The organism is Dyella sp. CR10 (assembly GCF_055814425.1).
In genome coordinates, this window is sequence record NZ_CP185986.1 from 1,929,044 (window position 1) to 1,946,921 (window position 17,878).

Below are 17,878 nucleotides of genomic sequence, written 5' to 3' on the forward strand. Positions count from 1 at the left end.
CGATGCCCCGCGGAGGGCGATCATGACTGAGCGGCGAACCATCGGGTTTTTGCACGACGTATCCATCGACGTTGCCGCCTGGTCCGGCGCGGAGGCATCCGTCGACCTGTCTTTCGCCTGCATGTTCGAGCACGAAATGGCCGGCGAGGGGCCGGCGGGTGGCCTGCGCCATCTGGACGACGCACTCGGTGGCGCACTGACGGCGCTTCGTCGCGCCGGATACTTTCGGGCGAGCCCGATGGAGATGCTCCTGATCAACCGGCCGCCGGCGTCGGTTGCCGCCCGGGCTGTCATGATCGTGGGGCTCGGCGACCCTTCCGCATGGTCGCCGGCGGTGACCGCTGCCGCCGTTGCGACAGCGGCCCGGACCGCCATGCAACAGAAAGCACGGAGCGCCGCGTTTGCCCCCAGCCTGCTCGATGCGGGGTTGCCGCCAGGTGCCACGGACGGAGTGGCCGCTGCGATGCTGGCGGCCGTGGCCGATGCGATGTCAGCGCAGACGCGGATAGCTGCCACCGGCCTGGCCTCGCCCCCATCGCTTCGCCAGTGGGTCTTCGATGTCGGCGCGGCACATTTCGACGGCACGGCCGAGCAGTTCCGCGAGGCCATCGAAAAGATCGGTTCTGCGCGATAACGTCATGGGCGTCAGTGCCTGACGGGCCATTGTAGTAACGCATGTTGTCGCAACACGTTCGCGGTGGCGACCGTGCGCATCGCCCCTCGTTCTCTGGATGCCCGGCTCGCCGGGTTGCGTCGTCCTTCACCGGGGGGGGGGCAGGGAAGGGGCATCGCTGTGTTGTCGACAGCCATCGCCAGGAAGCGCTGCGGACGGCCGGTCTCAAAGAGACTCGCGCTCGCCGGCCCGGCCTGATAAGGCTTGCAGCCCGGCCAGATCGGCTTTCCTGCGCATCGACCTGGCGCGCGAGTAGACTGGCCGGCATGCCGTTCCACGCGTCCTGCTTCGCCGGGGGTATGGCCATGACGACGGAAAACCAGGAGGCTCTCGCCTCGTCGCCGATGCCGGCGGCGACCTCGGAGTCGCGCAGGCTCGTCTATCGGCACCCGCTGCCGATCCGGATCATGCATTGGATCAATGTTCTTGCGCTGACGCTGATGTTCCTCAGCGGACTGCAGATATTCAACGCGCATCCACGCCTTTACTGGGGCAATCGATCTGACGAGGGCGCCGCCATCTTCGCCCTGGATGCTCGCCAGGACGCCACGGGGAAGCTGCAAGGCGTCACCCGCATCGGAAGGCATGCATTCACGACAACCGGCGTGCTTGGGGTATCGAGCGGAAAGGATGGCAATCCGCAGGTGCGCGGGTTCCCTTCATGGCTCACCGTGCCCGGCCCGCAGTGGCTGGCGATGGGGCGTCGCTGGCATTTTTTCTTTGCCTGGGTATTCGTGCTGAATGGGTTGTGCTACGTCGGCTACGCGATAGCCACGCGACACCTGCAGCGCGACTTGTGGCCCACGGGAGCCGATTGGCGCGGCATCGGCCGATCCATCGTCGATCATCTGCGCTTGAAGCATCCGCATGGCGAAGAGGCATTGCGCTACAACATCCTGCAGCGGATCGCGTACTTGGTCGTTGTCTTCATCTTCGGCGCCGGCATCGTGCTCATGGGCCTGGCCATGTCGCCGCGCATGGATGCCGTGCTTTCGCCCATGGTCGAAGCCGTCGGCGGCCGGCAATCGGCCCGGACCATCCATTTCATCATCGCCTGGGGCTTCGTGGCCTTTGTGTTGATTCACCTGTTCGAAGTGCTGATCACCGGTGTGTTCAACCAGCTGCGCGGCATGATCACCGGTTATTACGCGATCCATGTCCAGCCAGCTGATGCGCAGCCACCGAATCGGGACCCGCCGAGTACATCCGCTCCAGCAGAGGATCGCCCCCATGACTGATCGTCGATCGTTCCTGCGCATGACGATGGCAGGTGCGGCGGGCGTGCTCGTCGCCGGCTGTGATCGCATCTCACGGACGCTGTGGGGACCCGGCGTGCTGGGCAAGGCGGAGGGCTTGAATCGCCGCGTGCAGGCGTTGCTGTCGCCCTCGAGCAGCATGGCCAAGGAATACGCCGAAGCCGATATCTCGCCGGTGTTCCATCCCAATGGCACCACGATGCCCGTCACGCCAGCCTATCAGGCCCTGATGGCCGATAACTTCCGCGATTACAAACTTCAGGTGGATGGATTGGTGCGGCAGCCGGCCACGCTCTCCATCGATGACCTGAAGCGCCTCGATGTGCGCACGCAGATTACGCGGCACGATTGCGTGGAGGGCTGGAGCGCCATCGGCAAATGGCAGGGAACAGCGCTTTCCGCGGTGCTTGATCACGTTGGCGTCGATACGCGGGCGCGCTTCGTCGTATTCCATTGCTTTGACGACATGGAAGAAGACACGCCTTACTACGAAAGTATCGACCTCGCAGAGGCCATGCACCCGCAAACCCTGTTGGCGTTTGCCTTGAACGACGAGCCGCTACCCGTGGCCAACGGCGCCCCGCTGCGCCTGCGGATCGGGCGCCAGCTCGGCTACAAGCAAGCGAAGTACCTCGCTCGCATCGAACTGGTCAGCTCGTTCGACGACATCGGGGAAGGCAAGGGCGGCTACTGGGAAGATCAGGGCTATGAATGGTATGCCGGCATTTGATATCTCGGCAGCTCAGAGGAATGCCCGCGAAGGAAAGGGCGTCACCTCGCCTCTCACAAAGTGACGCGTGAAGGGCAGGGGCCTGATGCATGCGCTACGCTTCGCCGCCCCATACATACCCGAGGAACCCGCATCGTGAAACGCAAGATCGCCTCTCCGTTATTCCTTGGACTTTCCGTGGCCGTGGCCATGATCGCCACGGGGCCGGTCCATGCCGCGAAAAGCACGGCAGTCATCAGCCCGTCCCAATTGCCGTTCGTGCAGGTCTCCGAAGGCGTCCGGCTGAAGGAGCTCACCGGACGCGCGGCACCCGAAGGTGCGCGCTCGACGCTCGGCAGCGTCGCGCTGTTCGAACTCGACCCCGGCCATGCCAGTGCGTGGAGCCACAACAAGGTGGGCGAGGAATCCTTCTTCGTTCTGGAAGGCCACGGCGAAGTCTGGACAGGCAGCGTCGCCCATGCCGTGGGACCGGGCGACTACATCCTGATTCCGCCCGCAGTCGTGCGCTCCATCCGGGCCAGCAAGGGTGAGACGCTGAAGTTCTACGCGATAACGACGCCGGCATGGAGCAAGGACGACGACGTGCTCGTACCGGCGCCGAGCGGGGCGCCCAAGTAAGACCGAATCGATCAAGGCGGTGCCCGGGGGCGTGGCTGCGCCGGGCCTTGCCGGGCAACTTGATGTCAGCCAGCAATGAGCGCGCTATCGCGCCACGAGCTGAGCGACCGGACCATTACCCGTGCCGACGTGAGGCAGCTCGCGCGTGTGGTCTACCTTGTGTGCGCTCATGCGAAACAAGCTGTTCGCCTCGGCCGTGGTCAACATCCGCCCGCTCATCGTGTCGTAGCGCCCGTCATCGAGCGCCTCTGCCGCGATGGCGCCCAGGTGTGCCAGCGTCGCCTGCATCGGGCCGCAACCCAGGCTGATGCGCCGCACACCCAGCGGCTGAAGCGCCTGCGCGACAGGTGCGCCCGGATAGCCGGCGTAGACGTTGAGCGGTACCGGCAGCCAGCGTACGAGCGTCGCGATGTCCTCGGCATCGGCCAGGCCAGGCACGAAGATGCCATCGGCGCCGGCGTCGACATAGGCCAGTGCGCGCTTTCGCGTTTCCTCCAGGCGCACCTCCGGTGACAGCCTGCTCAGGTATGTATCGATGCGCGCATTGATGAAAAACGGCAGATCATGCTGCTGCGCAATCGCTCGCACGCAGGCAATGCGTTCGCACAGCACGCCAGGGTGCGCCAGCGTTTGTGTGCCGTCGGTGCCGTCCTCGATATTGATGCCCACCACGCCCAACCGGATCAGCGCGCCGACCAGGTCACCGGTTTCTTTGGCATCACGGCCATAACCACGCTCGATATCGACGCTGACCGGCACGCCGACCACCTGGCAAATGCGCCGGCAGGCCGCCAGCAGCTCGGGCACGGGCAACTGCTCGCCATCGGGGTAGCCAAGCGCCCAGGCCATGCCGGCGCTGGTGGTGGCGATCGCCTTGGCGCCCGCATTTTCGATCACCCCCGCGCTGCCGGCATCCCAGGCATTGGGCAGTATCAGCGGCGCCGGACCGGCATGCAGCTGATGAAAAAGCTCGGCACGCATTCTCTGTTCGTGGCTCATGATCCTGGCCTGTGTCTGCACCCGACGCCGGGCAGGTGAATCAGACCATTGGGCGGCCTGGCCGCGCTGTCAGAATCTTTAGCTATGCGCAGCCCTTCGGCGCGAGGGTCTGCAACACCAGCAGGGCAAATATCACGACTTGGTTCCTTTTTCGTCCTGGGCGTGGCGTTGCAGCTCGCGCTTCAGCCTCATGCTCTCCCTTCCGATCAGCCACATGACCAGGCCCGCGAGGGCCAGGAGCGGACCGGCGCTCAAGAAGTGCTCAAATGCAAAATCTATGATTGGATGCGCGCCGGAAGCGCCGCCGCTGACGCTGGCGGCGGCAGCCAGAAACGCCACCACGCCCCAGGCGAACAAGAACAGGCCAGCCCAGAACGCCATGATGCCGACAGTACGCAGACGCATAAGGATTATTCGCTTCCGGTGAATGGATAGAGAGCAGTTATTCAGTGATACCAAAAAGAACGGCGGGGCGATTCCCGACGGATTTCACCCGGCGATATAAATCGCGAACAGGGCGGGTTTCATCCCAGCCTAAATACCCCTTTTCCCAAGGCACTGGAAGATTGGCGGCGCATTGTGTCGCCAATCCCATTTCGCTAGCGAATGTTTGAGCGATAGTCGGCCCCTCCTGGCGCCAGTCGCAATGACGTGCCGCCTCATCATCAAAAGGAGGGGAGCTCATGAGGATCGTTCGTGACGCACTACGGAAGGCCGGCCATATCGCCGCGCTGACAGCTATTTTATCGACGGCGTCGGTCGTCGCGCAGCCATACGCTGCCGGCGTGCCTGCGCTTGGCGCATCGACATGGAGCGGGCATGGCCGCATAGGTTTATCGGCCGCACTCCCTTCGCAGTTCGCGGCCGCCACAGCTGTTTGCGGGAACGCGTCCATCTTGACGGGCCCGTCAGCGCCGCCGACAGGAGCCATTACCGTACCCGCCGGCGATAACAGCACTTTCAATTTCCATCAGGCCGGAAAAATCTTCTGGTTCGCTCCCGGCATCCATCGGCTCGGCACGGGGAATTACAGCCAGATCATTCCGGCCAACAACAGCGTTTTCATCGGCGGCCCCGGCGCCATCCTGGATGGCCAGCAGGCCAATCTGTATGCCTTCACCGGCCAGGCCACCGGCGTCACCATTGAATATCTGACCATCCAGAACTTCGGCAGCTCAGGCGCGAACAACAACGAAGGCGTCGTCAATCACGATGCCGGCCACGGATGGACGATCCAGTACAACACCGTGCAAGGCAACGCGGGCGCCGGCGTGTTCGTCGGAAGCTCCAATACCGTGAAATACAACTGCCTGACCAATAACGGGCAGTACGGCTTCAGCGCCTATGAGCCCAACGGCGTGTCGAACGTCGTCATCGACCACAACGAGATCTCCTACAACAACACCTATCGCTGGGAAACCGCCAGCCCGGATTGCGGCTGCACCGGAGGTGGCAAGTTCTGGGCAACGAACAAGGCGACCATCACCAATAACTGGTTTCACCACAACCATGAAGGCCCGGGGCTGTGGGCCGACACCAACAACAACGATTTCGATATCGAGAACAACGTTTTCAGCGACGAAGAGAACTCGGCCATTATTTATGAGACGTCCTACAACGCCCTGATCAAGAACAATGCGTTCCTGCGGAACGCCAATACGGCCGGACCGGCCAATCCCGACTTTCCAACGAGTGCCATCTACCTCTCCGAGAGCGGTGGCGACAGCCGCGTTCCCGCTCGCTATCAGACCATCACGATCACCGGAAACACCTTCACCGACAACTGGTCGGGTGTCGTGATCTGGGAGAACGCCGATCGCTTCTGCAATTCGCCCGCCAACACTAGCAGCGGCGACTGCACGCTGGTGAATCCCGCGGTGGTGAATCTGTCGACGTGCGTGGCGGGCACGATCAACAAGGCGCCGTACTATTCGGATTGCCGCTGGAAAAGCCAGAACATCCAGGTCACAGGCAATGTGTTCAGCCTCACTCCGGCCCATATCGGATCGAATTGCACGCCGGATAACGGGTGCGGATGGCAGGGCGTGCTTTCGAACTGGGGAACCTATCCGTCGTGGTCGCCGTACCAGGGCGAGGTGATTGAACAGGCCATCACCTTCAACCAAGCCAACGTCTTCGGCAGCAACAAGTATGTTGGCCCCTGGCAGTTCATGGTGCATGACCAGGGGCAAAGCTTGAGCCCTGCACAGTGGCAAGCGGCGCCTTACAACCAGGATGCCGGCAGCAGTTTTCAGTGAGCGCAGGCTGGCCGGGTACTTGGCGCAGGCCATGGCTCATAAGCCGCCTTGGCGCGGCTCGCGGAATCGGTGCCGCTCGCGGAAATTCCGCGAGCGAGCATAGGGGTGTTCGTCACAACGCCACGCCGTTCGTCCGTTCGTCCGATGCCGCCGGAGAATGCGCGGAGTAGACTCATTCCATGGGCGCTACGCGACTAAAAGTCGTGGTTGACGGCGAAGTGCATGAATTCGCCGCGGGCCTGACCGTGCTCCAAGCGCTCCGCATGCTCGGTATCGATCCGCCCACCTTGTGTCACGATGATCGCCTTGCCCCGGTCGGCCAATGCTGGTCCTGCATGGTGGAGTTCTCTCCGGGGCCTGGCCTGCCTTATATGAACCGCCCGGCTTGCCGGGAACGCCTGCACGAAGGCTGCACGATCCGCACGGACAGTGACGCGGTCCGTGCCTTTCGCCACCAGCTTTTCGAGGAGCTGGCTGATCGCGTGGCGCCGGGCGACATGGAGCGCTTTCCGGACAAGCCGCTGCACCGCGCCTTGCGCCAATCCGGTATCGCACCCGGCGGCGCGGACATCGGCCCTATCGAGATCGATACCTCGCATCCGCATATCCGGGTGGACATGAATCGCTGCATCGCCTGCCGGCGCTGCGTACGCATCTGCGAAGAGGTGCAGGGCGAGTCGGTGTGGCATGTGTTCGGGCGAGGGTCGGACGTGCGCATCGCCACGGAGGGCGAGGTGGCGCTGGCGGACAGTTCGTGCGTGGGCTGCGGCGCTTGCGTGGACACCTGTCCCACGGCGGCACTGACCGACGCCCTTGCGTGGTCCGAGCCGCCACCCGCCGCATGGACTCGCACGGTCTGCCCCTATTGCGCCGTCGGCTGCGAGATGGCGATCGGCGTCACCAGCGACCGCATGGTGTCCGCACGTCCGGTGCTGGATGCCCCCTCGAACCGGGGGCACCTTTGCGTGAAAGGCCGTTACGCGCACGCTTTCGTCGATGCCCCCGACCGCATGACCTCGCCGCATATTCGCGGCGCCGGCCAATGGCGCGAGGCGGACTGGGACACCGCCATTGCCTTCACCGCACAGGAGCTGCGCCGGATCGTTTCCACGCATGGTCCCGACGCAGTGGGCGTGCTGGGCTCTTCACGGGCGACCAACGAGGAAGGCTATCTGGCGCAGAAGTTCGCGCGAGTAGCTATCGGCACCAACAATATCGACTGCTGCGCCCGTGTCTGCCACACGCCCAGTGCTGCCGCGCTCAAGCGCATGCTCGGTGCCGGCGCCGCGACCAACAGCTTCGACGATATCGAGCAGGCCGCCGGCTTCCTCGTCGTCGGGGCGAATCCGCTGGAGAATCACCCGGTTGTCGGCGCGCGCATCCGCCAGCAGGTCAGGCGTGGCGCGCGCCTGGTCGTGATCGATCCGCGCCGCACCGCACTGGCGGACATCGCCGACGTGCATCTGGCGCCTCGGCCCGGAACGAACGTGCCGCTGCTGCATGCGCTGGCCCAGGTCATGTTCGCCGAGGCGCTGGTCGATCGCGACTATCTCGCCGCGCGCGTGGACGGCGCTGAAGCCTTTGCTGCGTTCGTTGCGGCATGGACGCCCGAGCGCGCGGCGGATATTTGCGGTGTCGCTCCCGACGCGATACGCGCCGCCGCCCGCCTCTATGCCGGAACCCGGCCTGCCATGTGTCTGCATGGCCTGGGCGTCACCGAGCATGTGCAAGGTACGCATGGCGTGATGGCATTGATCAACCTCGCACTTCTGACCGGACAGATCGGCCGCCCCGGCGCAGGGGTCAACCCCTTGCGCGGACAGAACAACGTGCAAGGCGCGGCAGTAATGGGATGCGACCCGAACTCCCTGACGGGCTCGCAGCCCCTGACGGGTGCGGCTGCGCGCTTCGCTGCCGCATGGGGCGTGACACCACCGCAAACACCGGGCCTGAATCTGCTGCAGATGATCGATGCGGCCCGCGCGGGGCGGCTCAAGGCCCTGTACGTGATCGGCTATGACATCCTTGCCAGTCTTGCGCAGATGCACGTCGTCGGCGATGCCCTGTCCAGGCTGGAGCTGGTCATCGTGCAGGACTTGTTCTTCAACGAGACCGCTCGCGCCTTCGGCCACGTTTTCCTGCCTGCGGTGTCGAGCTTCGAGAAAGACGGCACGTTCATGAATTCCGAGCGGCGTGTGCAGCGCGTTCGCCGCGCCATCGCGCCGCGCGGCGCGGCGCTGGACGATGCGCAGATACTTTGTCGCCTCGCCTCCGCGCTGGGGTATGGCGCCCAGTTCGCGCGGTCAGACGCCGAGGCCATATGGAACGAAGTCCGCAGCCTGTGGCCTGCCGTGGCCGGCATGAGCTATGAGCGACTGGCGGTGCGCGGCCTGCAATGGCCGTGCCCGGATGAGAGCCATCCCGGCACCGCGGTGCTGCATGTCGAACGCTTCGCCCTGGGAGAGCGGGCCAAGCTCGAATGCATTCCCTATCTGCCTACCGCCGAGTGCACGGACGCCGCCTATCCATTTCTGCTGATGACGGGGCGCAGCCTTTACCAATTCAACGTCGGCACCATGACCGGCCGCTCCGCCGGGCAGCTTGCACTGCGGCCTACCGATACGCTCGACATGCACCCCCTGGATGCGGAGCGGCTGCATTTGCGCGAGGGCATGCCGATCCACGTGGAAAGCCGCCATGGCACGGCGGTGATCCCATTGCGCATCACCGACATGGTTGCGCCGGGGCAACTGTTCGCGACTTTCCACGACCCCGCGCGTGCTCTGAACCGCGTGACCGGATCCGGACGGGACGCGATGACCGACGCACCGGAGTACAAGGTCACCGCGGTTCGAGTCAGCATGGCCTGAGGGCGCCGCTCACCGCGCGCGACCACTGCGACCGATACGGCGGTAGACGGGGCGCTTGATAGCCTCCATGGCCACGACGAACAACACGGCGATCAGCATGACGGCCATGACGATGGGCGCGGGCAGGGCAACAAAGCCGAGCAGGTCGGATCCCGGGGCATACGGCAAGGCGACCGCTATCAACGTCATGACCCCGGTGCCCCAGGCCAGAAAGCGGCCCGGCTGGCTTCGGTAGAACGGCCGGTAGGTGCGGATCACCAGGAGTGTCCACAATTGGGTCAACAGGGATTCCAGGAACCAGCCGGTACGGAAGATGGCATGATCGCCGCCCGCCGCCTTCAGCAGAACGGCGAACGTAATCAGGTCGAATGCGGTGCTGGTCAACCCAAAGGTAAGCATCGAGCGCCGAATGAACGGAATATCCCAGCGATGCGGCGTGCGCTCCCATTCCCGGTCGACATTATCGCCAGCCACACCCATCGCAGGGATGTCCGACAGAAAGTTGTTGAGCAGGATCTGTTTGGCAAGCAGGGGAAGGAACGGCAAATAGACCGAAGCCAGCGCCATGCTGATCATGTTGCCGAAGTTGCCGCTGGTCGCGATGAAGATGTACTTGATGGTATTGGCGAAGGTGTGTCGCCCTTCGTCGATGCCTCGGTGAATGACCTTCAGGTCATGCTTCAGCAGGACGAAATCCGCCGCATCTTTGGCGACATCCACTGCCGTGTCCACGGATATGCCGACATCGGCGGCATGCAGGGCAGGGGCGTCATTGATGCCATCGCCCAGGTAGCCCACCACGCGGCCGGTCTTTCGCAATGCCGTGATGATGCGCTCCTTCTGATTGGGCTCGATCTCCGCAAATAGCGTGATCGACGGCGCACGCTGCCATAGCGCCTCGTCACTGAGGCGCTGAAGTTCGTCACCAGTGAGTGTTCCCTTCAGTGTCATGCCGATCGTTTCGGCCACATGCGCCGCGACAAAACGGTTGTCGCCGGTAACGACTTTGACGTCGACGCCCAGAGCCTCCAGGGCCGTGAGCGCCCCCTTGACCTGCGGCTCGGGCGGGTCGAAGAAGAGCAGGAAGCCCGCAAGGGCCATTCCAGCCTCGTCCTGTGCTCCGTAGCGCTCCTTCGTGGCGAGCGGTTTCGATGCGACGGCCAGCACGCGGAAGCCCCGGGTACTCCAGTCGACGAAGCGCTTCATCAGCCTGTCACGAAGCGATTCGTCGAGAGCCAGCTCTTGCTGGCCGATACGGACGCAGTTGCAAATCATCAGGACATTCTCGACGGCGCCCTTGGTAATTAACGTGGCGTTCGAGCCGGCCGCCGTGCTGACCACAATGCTGAGGCGGCGACGCTGAAAGTCGTAGGGGATTTCGTCGAGCTTTGCCGCCACCGCGCGTGACAGCTCGTCGCGCTCGCTCCGCGCCACCACGGCATCATCCAGGGCGTTGCGTATGCCCGTCTGCAGGCGCGCGTTGAGAATGGCCAGGCGAAGAACCTCGGTGGAGCGCTGGCCGTCGGGGTCTACAGCATCATCGAGTGCAATCACGCCTCGCGTAAGCGTCCCGGTCTTGTCCGTGCACAGCACATCCATGCTCCCGAGGTTCTCGATCGCGTTCAGGCGCTTGACGATCACGCCTTCCCGTGCCATTGCCCGCGCTCCGTGCGAAAGCGTGATGGTCAGAATGGCGGGCAGAAGTTCCGGCGACAGGCCGACTGCCAGGGCCGCGGCGAAGAGCAGCGTATCGATCGTCGGCCGATGCAACATGATGTCGATCGCCAGCACTGCCACCACGACGGTCAGCATCAGGCGGATCAGGAACCCGCCGAGGCGGCGCAGCCCTCTTTCGAATTCGGTTTCCGTCGGGCGCAGTTTCAGCCGATCGGCGATGCCGCCGAAAACGGTTCCGCGTCCGGTATCCACGGCCACGGCCCGCCCCCAGCCACTGCGAACCGACGTACCCATGAATACGCAGTTGGTGCGTGAAGCGAGAGTCGCCCCCACGGCACATACGCCCGGGCGCTTTTCCATCGGTAGCGTTTCGCCCGTCAACATGGACTGGTTGACGAACAAGTCACGCGCCTCCAGCAAGAGAGCGTCGGCGGGAACCAGAGTGCCAGCGGATAGTTCGATGATGTCGCCCGGAACGACCCGGTCGGCCGGGATCGTCTGATGGGCGTTGTCGCGAACGACGTCGGCTGTCACGCTCACGCGTCGCCGCAGGGCCTCGATGGCTAGTGAGGCCCGATACTCCTGCGCAAAGCTCAAGATCGCTGTCAGCGCAATGATTCCCAGCACGATCCCGGCATCGACCCATTCGCGGGCGATCAGCGATACCAGTGCCGCGACCACAAGAATGATCACGAGCGGATTGGCAAAACGGCTCACCAGAAGCCCGACCCAGGGGCGGACCGAAGGACCTGATAATGCATTGCGCCCGAACTGCCTCAGGCGCAATGCGGCGGCCGTACTGGTCAACCCTTCGACGCCGGACTTCAATGCGACCAGGACATCGCGATCGGACTGCGCCCAGTAGCGTTCGACATGGCTCATCAGTGATCCACGCGACTTCCCGAAGGGCTCGCAAGCCTTGCCTTGCGGGCGTCTCTACTTGGACTTGGCTGGCTTGGCCGGCTCGGCGGTCGGCTTGGCCGCCTCGGCCGCCTTGCTGATCTTGAAATCGCTGATAGCTATGCCGACATCGAATCCTTCGCCCTTGCCGGCGAGCACCAGTGACACGTTGCCCTTGGTCAGTGCACGCGCCGTTCCTGCTTTCGACACGCCGATATCGCCGCTGACAGACAGGTAGCTGCCGATGACGTCATTGATATTGGCAACGTGGGTGAACGTGCCTTTGCCATCGATGATCCGCCACTTGCCCGCGGTGATGCCAAGGCCCTTGGCACTGATGGCCACCGGCATCGACGACCCGTCCTTGCAAGTAACCGTGCCTTGCCCGACGGCACTCGCATAAAGCGCCGACCATTCTTTGGACGAAAAGGTGAGCTTGCAGCTCAGGTCGCGATCTGCCGCAGACGCGGCCTGAAGAGTGGCGATCAAGAGGGAGCCAACAACAAGCAGGAGAGACAGAGTGTTCTTCATGGCTCGCTTCCAAATATGAGATAGCGCATCAAGGCGCTCTCACAACCTAAAGTGACCGAATACGCGCGAATTGATCTTGATCAAGGATGCCGATCGCCTATTTCCAAAGTCATAGGATGTCGCTGCGTACTTCCTCGCGGCTCCTGTAAGCGCGGCCACGCACGCACCCTTCCGAGGCTGCTGAAGAACGACTCCGCCACGGGTTATTCCGGCCGTTGTCGCGGCAACGCAAGCCGACCGCCGTGTTTGCGGATGCGGTATGTCGGTGAGCTCCTGATTGCCACCGAGTCGTCGCCACGAAGCGCGTTGCGCTCGCCTCCATGCGTAAGCGGCAGCACGAGCCCGCCGAGTACGGGCTGGCGCGCTGAGCCATGGGTCACGATTCGGTCCCGGTATCGCCTTGGCTGGGCGTGACGCGGCGGCTGGAGATCTTAACGGGCAGGCGTCGTCGTGATGGCGATCAACCCCATGAAAACAATGGAAATTTCATATGAGCCCGAGGCGCGGAGCGGCACTGGCCAGGGGTGAATCATGATAATGTCATTATCATTTAATTTGTATGTACTACGACTACGGTGGTAATTTTGTTGCCAGGGCAAAGCGTAGTCGCTTGTCGATGCATCGCCTTCTGGAGGCGGGGCTCGGCGACTGCTGGCGCGCGCACGGTGCGTGACCGGCCCTTGGCTGATGCATCAACGAAACAGGACCTGGCGAACATGCCGATACTCGAATCGCCGCGATTGGCTAGCGTCAATCCTGGCCAAATGGCGTTTGCGGGTGAGTACATCTTTCAAACGGAGCAGCGACAGATATCCGTGCTCACGCTCTGTTGGCCAACGGTCCTTGGTACGTGGGGAACGCTGACGCAATCGGCGAGCACTTTGCACGCGCTGCGGCGTGACGCTGGGGGCGCCACGACATCGCGTCCGGGCTCCAAACGGTCCATCGATTGGCTGCATGACGCAGCCCCTCAGCTATGCGGCTCGCTGCAGCTCGAGCCCTCCGTCATGGAAAGCACGTTGGCGGCGCTGGTTCGTCGACTGCCGGTACGTTGCGTCGCGGCAGTGGTGGATCAGGATCTCAGCAAAGGGGATGGTGCGGAAATGTCGCGGTACCGCGCGCTCTTCGCGGAATGCCTTCGTGACTATGGGCGTCATCTTCGCGAGCTCAATCAGGCGGCTTGTCAATGCCTGATCGCCGCTCGGAGAGAGGAGCAGGGCCTGAACGATGCCAAGACCGGCTATGGCGAGGCGCGTGCCCATATGGACGACTCCTACAGGCTCGGCGCTCTGGCGCTGGCCTTCTGGCCCGATGACGTATCACCGCTGCCGCTGGAGTTGGCGCGTCTGGCTGCGGCGACTATCGGTCGGCATATCGCCATCCCTCAGGAGGATGGCCCCTTGTTCGATGTCTTTACGAACCACATGGCGTCGTCCTCGCGCTTCCATGTGGCACCCACCCACAGGAAGCGCCGGTAGCCCGTGGTGACCTGACAGCCATGCCCGCGAACGGCCCCATGCCTCCTTGGGTGGCTGGTGGCGATACGCGACAGATTGGTCAGCGGGAACACGATTTACGCGCCCTGGCTGATCAGGTTTGGACGGCCACCGGATTTGAATCAGCCATCGCGATGCTGCAGTGGTGGATACCGACCTCACGTGCGCATGGGGATGTGGATATGACGGGCACGGTTGCTTCATCTCCTCGAGGTGGCCGTGATTACGCGCTGGTCAAGGACGGCGCACATCGCTTTAGGGATGCCTGGAACGCCCCCAAGGTTCCGGGCATCCCTCTTTTTGAGGCCGGCGCGCCGAACGCCCTGTGGCTAGTTGGTCTGGATCAATGCCCGGGTTGGTGGTGCAGGGCAGATCGGTGCCCGTGCCTGTCGTGAAGGAGGTTTCCGTGTCACCCCATCAAGCGATCGTGGATTTTTTTGTCGCGCCCCAGGCCTCCATGGTGGCGGACCAGCCGGCCTGGCTGCTCAGCAGGGGAGAGCCAGACCATTGCCTCGAGGTTCACCGCACCCAGGCGGAGGCGATCGAGGGTGCCAGGCGCATGGCCGCCTATGGCCTGCTGCGGGGGCAGCAGGCACGAATCAAGGTGTGGCAGTCGATGCGAGAGGGGTGGCTCGTTGTCTGGTGCTCATGGGAGAGCGAGGGCTGAGGGTGTGCCCGGGTCAGCGAACGCGTGTCGCCGACCCCACCTGAAGCAAGTCGCGTTCGAGCCGACCGGTCAGCCAGCGACGATCCATCAGATTCCCGGCGCCGCATCGGTCATCGATGCCGAGGAGCATGGCGACCGACCCAAGCCGGAGATGGCGCGGCCTTTCGATGAGGTCACTTACTCCTTGGTGCCGGGAGCCAAAGTGCCGTCATCCTCGGAATGCCAGGGGCGCCCGGTGCGTTGCTCGATATAAGTCCGGATCAGCCGACGGACGACCTGCGAGGGGGTGGCATCTTCTTCCGTGCAGAGGCGCTCGAACACCGCTTTCTTGCGGGGATCGATCAGGACAGTGAGACGGGCGGTGCGACTTTCGATGGGCATCGGCAACTCTGGCGGCCTATCGGCCATGGCACTTATCTCCCATGATAATACGATGTGCTTCCGAACCACCTCTTTGAGGGAGGGGCGCGTGGACCAGGCTGCCGTTCGTCGCTATCTGCAGCAGTTTGTACCCAAGTCGGTCACCGTATGGCGGCAGGGGTATCACTGGCGCGATCTGCGCTGCGATGCCATCGCTGGCCTGACGGTCGCGATTGTGGCTCTTCCGTTGGCCATGGCCCTGGCCATCGCAAGTGGCGCAACCCCTGAAAAGGGCTTGTATACCGCCATCGTCGCGGGCTTCCTGATCTCGGCCTTCGGCGGCTCGCGGGTCCAGGTCGGCGGCCCGACGGCGGCCTTCATTCCAGTGGTTTTCAGCGTCATCCAGCAATTTGGTTTTGGCGGACTGATTCTTTGCACGCTGCTGGCCGGCCTGATGCTGATCGGGGCGGGACTAATCCGCCTTGGGACCCTGATGAAGTACATGCCGCAGCCGGTGATCACCGGCTTCACGGCCGGCATCGCGGTCAGCATCTTCTCCAGTCAGGTCAAGGACGCCCTGGGACTGCGCATCGCCGACGTTCCGCCTGATGTACCGGGCCGCTGGGTCGCCTACGCCAAGCATCTGTCCACGCTCCAGCCGGCGACCGTCGTGCTGACCTTGCTGGGGCTCTCGACGATTTTCGTGTTACGTCGTTGGCGTCCTGCCTGGCCCAGTTTTCTGATCGCACTTTTGATTTGCACCACGGGCAGTCTCGCGCTCGCCTTGCCTGTCGAAACCATCGGGAGCCGCTTCGGTGGGCTGCCGTCGCTTTTGCCTGTGTTCGAGATTCCCCATATACCGCTCGAGCGCACGCGCGAGCTCTTGCCCAGTTCGTTCACGATCGCGTTCCTGGCGGGTGTGGAATCCTTGCTGTCGGCGGTGGTGGCCGATGGCATGACTGGTGGACGTCATCGCTCCAACGGCGAATTGGTCGCGCAGGGGATCGCGAACGTTGGCGCGGCCTTGTTCGGTGGCTTGCCGGCAACAGGTGCGATCGCACGCACGGCGACCAATATTCGCGCAGGCGGCCGGACACCCATGGCCGGCATGCTGCATGCGGTCTTCTTGCTGGTGTTTATGCTCGCCTTGGCACCCCTCATGAAGTACGTGCCGCTCGCGGCGCTGGCGGCAGTGCTCCTGGTGGTGGCGTGGAACATGAGTGAAGTCGAACATTTCCGGCACACCTTGTCGGCTCCGCGGGGCGATAGCCTGGTCTTGCTCCTGACCTTCGGTTTGACCGTCTTTTTCGATCTGACTGTCGGTATCGAAGTGGGCTTGGTGATGTCGGCGTTCGTGTTCATGTTTCGCATGGCAGATGCCGTGGAAGTCAGTACGGGCATTCGTCTGCTGAGCGAGGGCGGCGAAGAGCTCTCCGAGCAGGATGCCTCGCAGCGTGGACAGCTGCCGCCGGGCGTGGAGGTGTACCAGATCAGCGGGCCACTCTTCTTCGGTGCAGCCAATCGGCTGGATGACCTGCTCGATCAGTTCCTGCAGCCGCCACGAATCTTCATCTTGCGCATGCGGCTCGTACCCATCATTGACGCCAGCGGTGTGCATGCGCTCAGGACCTTGCTTGATCGCTGCAAGCGTCGGGGCATCGTCCTCATCATCTCGGGCCTGCAGCCCCAGCCTAAACGCATCGTCCAGCAGATGGCGCTTCACCCTCAGGAGGGGGTGCTCTATATGGTGGATCAATATGAGGCCGCGCTATCCGAGGCGCGTGCGTATCTGGCTTCGCCGCGTGCGGAAAGACACCGGGCCGGCCATAACGACCCGCCGGCAACCGATCCGTCGCGATCCTCGTAAGGGGATTCCTGTCATTCAAGCTCAGGGCGGCATTGCCCCTATTCACCCCACATGATCGTCGGCCAGCCTCTCAGCCCGCGTCCACGATAAACATGCGTGCCTCCTGCGCCGCATCGCGCTCAACCTTGATGGGCGCGTACTCCGGTGACCGATAGAACGCCAACGCATCGGCCAGGCTCGAGAACTCGAAGATGCCGGCCATGGGCAGCGGCGCTACGTCTCCTTCCAGTATCTGCGCGACGGGTCCAAAGTGAAGGATGCGCCCTCCCGCTGCCTGGAGCGCCGCCTGAAAGAGTGGCGCGAGGGCGGCCTGACGGGCTGGATCTTTTATACGCAGATTGACGTGGACATAGGCCGGCATCGAGCAGCTCCCTGATAATAATGCATATACAGTATTATCCGATTCACAGTTTGTCGAGACCCGTCAATGACAACGGCTTCTGATCTCTATCACCGCATCGAAACCGAATGCCCGGCCTTCCAGGCCCGAGTCACCGCCCGGGCACTTACCCGCTACTACAACGCCTGCTTTCGACCCCTGGGGATCACCTCGGAGCAATTCAGCCTCCTGGTGGGCATCGAGGGGAGTCACGAGCCGACGCTCGCTGAGCTGGCGGCTCGAGCAGGTGTCGACGCAACCACTCTCAGTCGCAGCGTAAAGAGTCTTGAGCAGAGGGATCTCGTGCGCAGTCGTGGAGGGCAGGGCAGAGCAGGCAAGCGCCTCTCGCTTACGGACAAGGGGCGCCGACTGATGGGCAAGTCCATTGACGCCTGGACGTGCGCCCGTAACCAGCTGGCTGCAACGCTTGGCGAGGAGACGTCGCGCACTGCAGGGGATGTCATGTCTCGGCTTGCAGTCGCTGCGCAAGTTGCCGCTTCAACTCTCTCACTAGTCGATTCCCCGGATGCCTAATCGCCCCGGCTGTCCAAGGGGTGGGGCGGGCGGCATCAGACACCGCTGTCAGGCTTTGCTGGC

Annotated in this window: 17 protein-coding genes; 10 read left to right on the forward strand and 7 right to left on the reverse strand. The window is 63.3% G+C overall.

Annotation, left to right across the window (positions count from 1 at the left end; translation table 11 throughout):
- Window positions 1–22: 22 nt before the first annotated feature.
- From ACNR9O_RS08665 to ACNR9O_RS08680, 4 genes are all read left to right on the forward strand, one after another.
- Window positions 23–634, forward strand: coding sequence for a M17 family peptidase N-terminal domain-containing protein (locus ACNR9O_RS08665; protein ID WP_473681501.1), 612 nt, complete (start codon window positions 23–25; stop codon window positions 632–634).
- Between the two features lie 344 nt (window positions 635–978).
- Window positions 979–1,911, forward strand: a complete 933-nt coding sequence (locus tag ACNR9O_RS08670) for a cytochrome b/b6 domain-containing protein (RefSeq protein ID WP_473681499.1) — start codon at window positions 979–981, stop codon at window positions 1,909–1,911.
- Window positions 1,904–2,659, forward strand: coding sequence for a molybdopterin-binding protein (locus tag ACNR9O_RS08675; RefSeq protein WP_473681497.1), 756 nt, complete (start codon window positions 1,904–1,906; stop codon window positions 2,657–2,659). The genes ACNR9O_RS08670 and ACNR9O_RS08675 overlap by 8 nt, the downstream gene beginning before the upstream one ends.
- Window positions 2,660–2,794: 135 nt before the next feature.
- Window positions 2,795–3,277 (forward strand): cupin domain-containing protein, encoded by a 483-nt coding sequence (locus ACNR9O_RS08680; RefSeq protein WP_473681495.1) that lies wholly within the window; start codon window positions 2,795–2,797, stop codon window positions 3,275–3,277.
- 84 nt (window positions 3,278–3,361) lie between these two features.
- Here the strand turns inward: ACNR9O_RS08680 and ACNR9O_RS08685 are convergent, their stop codons facing one another.
- From ACNR9O_RS08685 to ACNR9O_RS08695, 3 genes are all read right to left on the reverse strand, one after another.
- Window positions 3,362–4,258, reverse strand: a complete 897-nt coding sequence (locus ACNR9O_RS08685) for an isocitrate lyase/PEP mutase family protein (protein ID WP_473681493.1) — start codon at window positions 4,256–4,258, stop codon at window positions 3,362–3,364.
- Between the two features lie 150 nt (window positions 4,259–4,408).
- A complete protein-coding gene (locus ACNR9O_RS08690; protein ID WP_473681491.1) occupies window positions 4,409–4,681 on the reverse strand; it encodes a hypothetical protein in 273 nt (90 codons plus the stop codon).
- 37 nt (window positions 4,682–4,718) lie between these two features.
- Window positions 4,719–4,961 (reverse strand): hypothetical protein, encoded by a 243-nt coding sequence (locus ACNR9O_RS08695; RefSeq protein WP_473681489.1) that lies wholly within the window; start codon window positions 4,959–4,961, stop codon window positions 4,719–4,721.
- Here ACNR9O_RS08695 and ACNR9O_RS08700 point away from each other — a divergent pair.
- Window positions 4,960–6,534, forward strand: a complete 1,575-nt coding sequence (locus ACNR9O_RS08700; RefSeq protein WP_473681487.1) for a right-handed parallel beta-helix repeat-containing protein — start codon at window positions 4,960–4,962, stop codon at window positions 6,532–6,534. The two genes, ACNR9O_RS08695 and ACNR9O_RS08700, sit on opposite strands and share 2 nt — an antisense overlap.
- 179 nt (window positions 6,535–6,713) lie before the next feature.
- Window positions 6,714–9,404 (forward strand): formate dehydrogenase subunit alpha, encoded by a 2,691-nt coding sequence (fdhF, locus tag ACNR9O_RS08705; RefSeq protein WP_473681485.1) that lies wholly within the window; start codon window positions 6,714–6,716, stop codon window positions 9,402–9,404.
- A 9-nt stretch (window positions 9,405–9,413) separates the two neighbouring features.
- On the opposite strand, the gene mgtA is transcribed toward fdhF, so the two are convergent.
- Both mgtA and ACNR9O_RS08715 read right to left on the reverse strand, forming a co-directional pair.
- Complete coding sequence (mgtA, locus tag ACNR9O_RS08710; RefSeq protein ID WP_473681483.1) at window positions 9,414–11,963, reverse strand: magnesium-translocating P-type ATPase; 2,550 nt, start codon at window positions 11,961–11,963, stop codon at window positions 9,414–9,416.
- 54 nt (window positions 11,964–12,017) lie between these two features.
- Window positions 12,018–12,512: a hypothetical protein gene (locus tag ACNR9O_RS08715; protein WP_473681481.1), complete on the reverse strand. Its 495-nt coding sequence runs from the start codon at window positions 12,510–12,512 to the stop codon at window positions 12,018–12,020.
- A gap of 1,007 nt (window positions 12,513–13,519) precedes the next feature.
- Here ACNR9O_RS08715 and ACNR9O_RS08720 point away from each other — a divergent pair.
- Window positions 13,520–13,990: a hypothetical protein gene (locus tag ACNR9O_RS08720; RefSeq protein WP_473681479.1), complete on the forward strand. Its 471-nt coding sequence runs from the start codon at window positions 13,520–13,522 to the stop codon at window positions 13,988–13,990.
- Between the two features lie 424 nt (window positions 13,991–14,414).
- Window positions 14,415–14,675, forward strand: coding sequence for a hypothetical protein (locus ACNR9O_RS08725; RefSeq protein ID WP_473681477.1), 261 nt, complete (start codon window positions 14,415–14,417; stop codon window positions 14,673–14,675).
- Window positions 14,676–14,852: 177 nt separating this feature from the next.
- Here the strand turns inward: ACNR9O_RS08725 and ACNR9O_RS08730 are convergent, their stop codons facing one another.
- Complete coding sequence (locus tag ACNR9O_RS08730; protein ID WP_473681475.1) at window positions 14,853–15,056, reverse strand: hypothetical protein; 204 nt, start codon at window positions 15,054–15,056, stop codon at window positions 14,853–14,855.
- A gap of 88 nt (window positions 15,057–15,144) precedes the next feature.
- On the opposite strand from ACNR9O_RS08730, the gene ACNR9O_RS08735 reads away from it, so the two are divergent.
- The gene (locus ACNR9O_RS08735) at window positions 15,145–16,902 is read left to right on the forward strand and encodes a SulP family inorganic anion transporter (protein WP_473681473.1); all 1,758 of its coding nucleotides are present in this window, start codon (window positions 15,145–15,147) and stop codon (window positions 16,900–16,902) included.
- Between the two features lie 70 nt (window positions 16,903–16,972).
- Here ACNR9O_RS08735 and ACNR9O_RS08740 read toward each other — a convergent pair whose 3' ends face one another.
- Entirely contained in the window at window positions 16,973–17,263 is a 291-nt protein-coding gene (locus ACNR9O_RS08740) for a DUF1330 domain-containing protein (protein WP_473681471.1), read from the reverse strand.
- A gap of 66 nt (window positions 17,264–17,329) precedes the next feature.
- Here ACNR9O_RS08740 and ACNR9O_RS08745 point away from each other — a divergent pair, with 66 nt between their 5' ends.
- Window positions 17,330–17,815, forward strand: a complete 486-nt coding sequence (locus tag ACNR9O_RS08745) for a MarR family winged helix-turn-helix transcriptional regulator (RefSeq protein WP_473681469.1) — start codon at window positions 17,330–17,332, stop codon at window positions 17,813–17,815.
- Window positions 17,816–17,878: the final 63 nt, after the last annotated feature.